The organism is Paraburkholderia sp., from assembly GCF_035656215.1.
In the GTDB taxonomy this organism is placed as follows: domain Bacteria; phylum Pseudomonadota; class Gammaproteobacteria; order Burkholderiales; family Burkholderiaceae; genus Paraburkholderia.
In genome coordinates, this window is the sequence record NZ_DASRSY010000245.1 from 1 (window position 1) to 5388 (window position 5388).

The 5388-nt window shown below is 64.2% G+C and carries 3 protein-coding genes and 1 pseudogene; 2 read left to right on the top strand and 2 right to left on the bottom strand.

Annotated features, from left to right (window positions below):
* Both VFE81_RS13760 and VFE81_RS13765 read right to left on the bottom strand, forming a co-directional pair.
* The coding region (locus tag VFE81_RS13760) for a helix-turn-helix domain-containing protein (RefSeq protein ID WP_325045124.1) at window positions 1-604 on the bottom strand (604 nt) is incomplete at its 3' end.
* Between the two features lie 162 nt (window positions 605-766).
* The gene (locus VFE81_RS13765; protein WP_325045125.1) at window positions 767-1723 is read right to left on the bottom strand and encodes a LysR family transcriptional regulator; all 957 of its coding nucleotides are present in this window, start codon (window positions 1721-1723) and stop codon (window positions 767-769) included.
* A 102-nt stretch (window positions 1724-1825) separates the two neighbouring features.
* Here VFE81_RS13765 and VFE81_RS13770 point away from each other — a divergent pair, with 102 nt between their 5' ends.
* On the top strand, window positions 1826-3172 hold the full coding sequence (locus tag VFE81_RS13770; protein WP_325045126.1) for an MFS transporter: 1347 nt from the start codon (window positions 1826-1828) through the stop codon (window positions 3170-3172).
* Between the two features lie 249 nt (window positions 3173-3421).
* Window positions 3422-5388, top strand: a pseudogene (locus VFE81_RS13775) (hypothetical protein); the annotation flags it as partial.

The window sequence follows — 5388 nt, forward strand, 5'->3', positions numbered from 1 at the left end:
GGTCGTTCAGCACACTGTTGACGAGCATGCCGAGGATCATCTGCAGGGTGGCGCGTACTTCGAATTCGAGCGACTGGGTGGCGTTGCCGGCGCCCTTGATGCCGCGCGATTGCGCCAACGCGCTGACGAGACGCGGCACGATCAGCGCCAGCACTTCGTGATTGGTCGACTTCACGGCGTCCCAACTGGCTTTGCGCTGCGATGACCGCAGCAACGACGCGTGATACAACCCGCGATTGCGCCGGAACGTCGATACGTAAAACGAAATGACCGCATCGGCAAGCGTGCCAGCGTCGTTCGAACGCCAGGCAGGATCACGCTCGACGGTCCCGCGCACGTGCCCGAGGCCCTCTTCCATCGCCGCGTTCTGGACGACTTCAAAGAAGCTGTCCTTGTTGTCGAAGCGCCGATAGAACGCGCCGATCGACGTGCCCGCACGCTCGACGATATCGTTGATCGACAGGTCGTCGAGATTGCCACTCGCTTCGAGCAGCTCGCGTCCGGCTTGCAGCATGCGAACGAGCCCCTGCTGGCTGCGCGTCTGACGCGGCGCCGCGATGGCGCTGGGCTGCGCTTCGCGCCTGCGTGGTGAAGTCGTCGTCATGCGGTGTTCAGCTTCGGTTCGCTGCTCTGGGGAAATGAAGATTCACGACAAACCGGAATCTGGATTCCGGATAGTCCGCGATCGGGATTGCCTTGTCAACCGCACTCAGGGTAAACAAGGGGCCGGTCATGCGATCAACCAGGCGGCCGTTCAGCGGCCCATTCATGTCGCCAATGAATCGGGAGGCAGCAAGCTCTGCGCGGCGCGGTTGGCGTCCGCCATCACCTGTTCGGCGAGTCCCAATGCGGAAAAGGCAGCGGGCGAAGGGGTGCGCTCGGCCAGATATACCAGCGCGAACTCGAGCGCGAGACGCGGCGGATGGGCGAGCGGGATGCGCGCCAGTCGCCGCGTCTCCAGATCGCGCCGCACCGCGGACGCTGTGGCAAACAGCACGGCATCGGTCTGCGCAACGAAGTCCTTCAGCACCGTCACGTCGTTGCATTCGATCTGAAACGGAATCTGCTCGTGCGCGCGATACTTGAGCAGGCGATGCAGGGCGTCCTTCATGAACGCGGGCAAGCTCACCGACACCAGCGGGAATTCGCGCAACGCCGTGAGCTGTACCGTGTCGCGCCCAAACAAGGGATGGTCCGGCCGTGCAAACCAGCCACCCTCGTGACGTGGCAGACGCTGCAACATGACATCGGGTGTCACGGGCGGCACACGGCGGTCGGCCACCATAAAGTCGATCTGTTCGGCGTGCAGCTTGGTTAGCAACGCATCGGCTTCGCCGAGTTCGATCGACACCTTGATCTTCGGGAAGCGCCGCGCAAACTCCACCAGCAGGTCCGGCAGCAGCACGACCGCCGCGTAGGGTCCGAGGCCGATGCGCACCTCGCCGAGCTCGTGCGCCTTCAGCAGTTCGACGTCGCGGAACAGGCAGCGCGTTTCGAACAGCACGCGCCGGGCGCGCTCGACCAGCAGCCGCCCGGCCGCCGTCATCGCGACGCCGCGCGCGGCGCGGTCGAACAGCTTCATGCCGACTTCCTCTTCGAGCGCCTGAATGCTGCGGCTCAAGGCCGGCTGGCTCAGATAAACCCGCTCGGCCGCGCGCGCAAAGCTGCCTTCCTCGGCAAGCGCGATCAGATGGGTAAGGCGGCGGGAATTGACCTCATGCATAGTTTGCAAGCTCCCGATAACGAGAATGCACTTGAACAATTCAGTTATACCACCTCAAATGGGCGAAAACCCAGCGCCCCGCGCCAGCAATGGAGACCCGTTTTGCCCACTTTCCTCAGCAGCACGAAGCGCTGCACGGCGCTTGCCGCCGACACGACGTCGGCTCATCCCACCCAGGCACGCGAAACCGCGCAAGGCCGCCGCTGGATGATCGTCGCCTCGTTGTTCCTGTTCATGCTGATCAATTTCGCCGACAAAGCCGTGCTCGGCCTGGTCGCGATCCCGCTGATGCATGACATGCAGTTGACGCACGGTCAGTTCGGCCTCGTCGGCAGCGCGTTTTTTGTGTTGTTCTCGATCTCGGGCATCGCCGTCGGGCTGGTCGCCGACCGCGTCAACATGAAATGGCTGCTCGCCGCGCTCGCGCTGCTCTGGGCGGTGGCACAATTGCCGCTCGCGTGGCCGACCAGCTTTGCCGTGTTGCTGCTATGCCGTGTCCTGCTAGGGGCGGGCGAAGGGCCGGCGTCACCGCTTGCGCTGCATGTGGTCTACACCTGGTTCGATGATCACGAACGCAACCTGCCTACCGCCATCGTTCAGCAAGGAGCGACTGCGGGCGTCATCATTGCAGGACCGTTGCTCACCTATATCTCGCAGCGGTGGCACTGGCACGCGACGTTTCTCACGCTCGGCGCGGTCGGCATCGGCTGGACCGTATTGTGGCTGTGCCTTGGCAAGACGGGGAATCGTCAGCACAACCCATCACCTGCGTTTGCCGCCGCGGCGGCCGGCTCACGTGCCGCGTCATTGCGCTTTCGGCGCATGCTCAGCGACCGCACCGTTATCGGCGTGATGCTGCAATGCTTCGTCGGCTATGCGGTCATCGCGATCGGTTTCACCTGGGTGCCCGCGTATTTCCGGCTCGGCCTCGGTTTTGCCGCGACCCAGGCCGGCTGGTTGTTCGCGCTGCAAGTCGCGGCACAGATCCCGCTCGGCATCGCGCTCGTGATGGCTTCGCATCGAATGCTCAAGCGCGGCGTGCCGTCGAAGGTGGCGCGCGGCAAAGTGATCAGTGCAGCCTGCGTGATGAGTGGGTTTGCGTACTGTTCATTGTTGTTCAGTGCGCCGCCGTTCGTCAAAGTCGCCTTGATGGGGCTCGCCAGCGCATTGGCAATTCAGACTTTCACCTTCGGTCCGATGCTGGTCGCCGAAGTCGCGCCACTGGTAAGGCGCGGGGCCCTGCTCGCAATCACCAACTCGATCGTCACCACCGCGGGCCTGATCGGACCCGTCGCGATGGGCAAGCTGCTCGGCGCGGCGGGCGACGCGCGTGGCTATGAGATCGGCTTCATGGTGACCGGCGTGTTGCTGCTGATCGTCGGCTCGGCGGGTTTCGCACTGATCGATCCACAACGGTCGAAGCGGCGCATGGAGGGCACGCCTGGGTGAGATTCGCGGCTGCCCTTTTGCAGGGCTTTCGCTTGGCTTTTGCCTGGCCCTCGCGCCCTGCCCGGGGCAGCGTCCGCTTCACGTGCGGTCGCACGGCTTGTCGCTCGCGTCGTTCGAGTCGTTGACTAAATTCGTCCGGCGGTACATTCTTTTGCACACCGTCCAGCCGCAACATTCCAAGAGACGACGCAGTACACAGAGCAAACCCAGCAGGAACTGACCAGACCTGTTCTATTTGAGGACCACCGTATGCGCCGTGCATGCTCGAAGCATGTGCCTGTTCGTTTGCGTTTACTCGAAGCCCTTTCGTCCGCACTCGGCATCGCGGTCCTTCTGCCATGCGAGCATGCGTTCGCTGCCTGTGACAACACCGCGCCGGTCAGCGGGCAGACCGTCACCTGCAGCAGCAGCGCTCCCAATCCGTCCACTACGCCGATCGCCGCGGTTGCCGGAAGCACCAACGTCACGGTGAACGTGCAAGCGGGGGCCGAACTCAACGTCACGGGCGACAACGTCATTCTCGTGCGCGACGGCAGCTCGGTCACCAACCTCGGGACCTTGCAGGGCGCCGGCGACACCTTCGACGCCATCTCCGCGCACGGCGCGAGCAACGGCGCCGGCCATAACGTGTTGATCAACCGCGGCACGATCCTCACGAGCGGCGTCGAATCGGAAGGCATGTTCAACAGCGCTGCAGCGGTCACGATGCTCAACGACACCGCCGGCGTGATCCGCACCACCGGCAACAACTCAGTCGCAATGCATGACTTCGCGAGCCCCGGTGGCGGCACGCTGACCAACAACGGCATGCTTTCAACGAGCGGCGACGGTTCGCACGGCATGGCTGCGTTGACGGACAACGACACGCTCGTCAACAACGGCTCGATCACTACAACAGGAGCCGGTTCGCACGGCATGCTGGCCAATGGCAACGCGGTCAGCGGGACCGGCAACAACGTGCTGACGAATCACGGCACGATCGATGTCTCAGGCGCTGGTTCGCACGGCCTCGTTTCGTTCGACACGGCGCCTGGCGTCGTGACCAATACCGGCTCGAGCACCGCGCGCGGCGCCGGCGGTCTCGGCGCGATGTTTTCCGGCCCCGTTACACTCAACAACGCGGCAGGCGCGAGCATCGTCAGTCAGCAGGCGAATGCCGTCGTTGCGAACGGCGGCGGCACGTTCAACAACGCGGGCACGATTGCAGGCGCGATCAACGCGATCGCCCTTGCCGGTGGCGCATCAACCGTCACCAACAGCGGTTCGATCACCGCAGCCGGCAGCCAGGCGATCAGTGTGATCGGCACGTTCGACACCGTCATCAATAACACCGGCACCATCGCGGGCGGCAACGGCCGCGCGATCTGGACCGATAGCGGCAATGACACATTCAACTGGAGCGGCGGTACCGTCAGCGGCTTCGTGCGTCTCGACGCAGGCGACGACACCGCCAACCTCACCGGCCTCACCGACGCCAATCTCGCCGGTGTGCCGAGCTTCGACGGCGGAACCGGCAACGACGTGCTCAATTTCAACCGCACGTCGGCAAGCGGCCGCGGTCGCTTCATCAACTGGGAGACCGTCAACGTCACCAACGGCAGCCAGTTAACGCTCGATGCCAATGGTCTCGTGCTCGGCGACAGCGGCACGCTGACCGGCGCGCTGAATGTCGATTCGAGCAGCAAGGTGTTTGCGGGCGGCTTTGGCGGCACGGCAACGATCGCGCCAGTGGTCGCGGGTCAACGCGTGAACGTCCACAATGCAGGTACCATCGATCTGACCAACGGCGCAACGGCTACGCGCAATACGCTGGTGATCAACGGCAACTACACCGGGCTCAACGGCCGCTTGCTGCTGCAGACGGTGCTGGGCGGAGACGGCTCGCCGAGCGACAAGCTGGTGATCGCCCAAGGCGTCGGCTCGGGCAATACTTCTGTGGGCGTCACCAACGTCGGCGGCTCCGGCGGCGCCACGCTCTCCGACGGCATCCTCGTAGTGCAGGCGAGCAACGGCGCGACGACTACGGCGACCGCCTTCACGCTGCCGAAGCCGCTGTCCGCGGGCGCCTACACGTACTACCTGTTCAAGGGCGGTGTGAGCGCCGGGACGGCAGACAACTGGTATTTGCGCTCGAGTCTGGCGCCGACTCCGACTCCGACTCCGACTCCGACACCGACTCCGACTCCAACACCGACACCGACACCGACACCGACTCC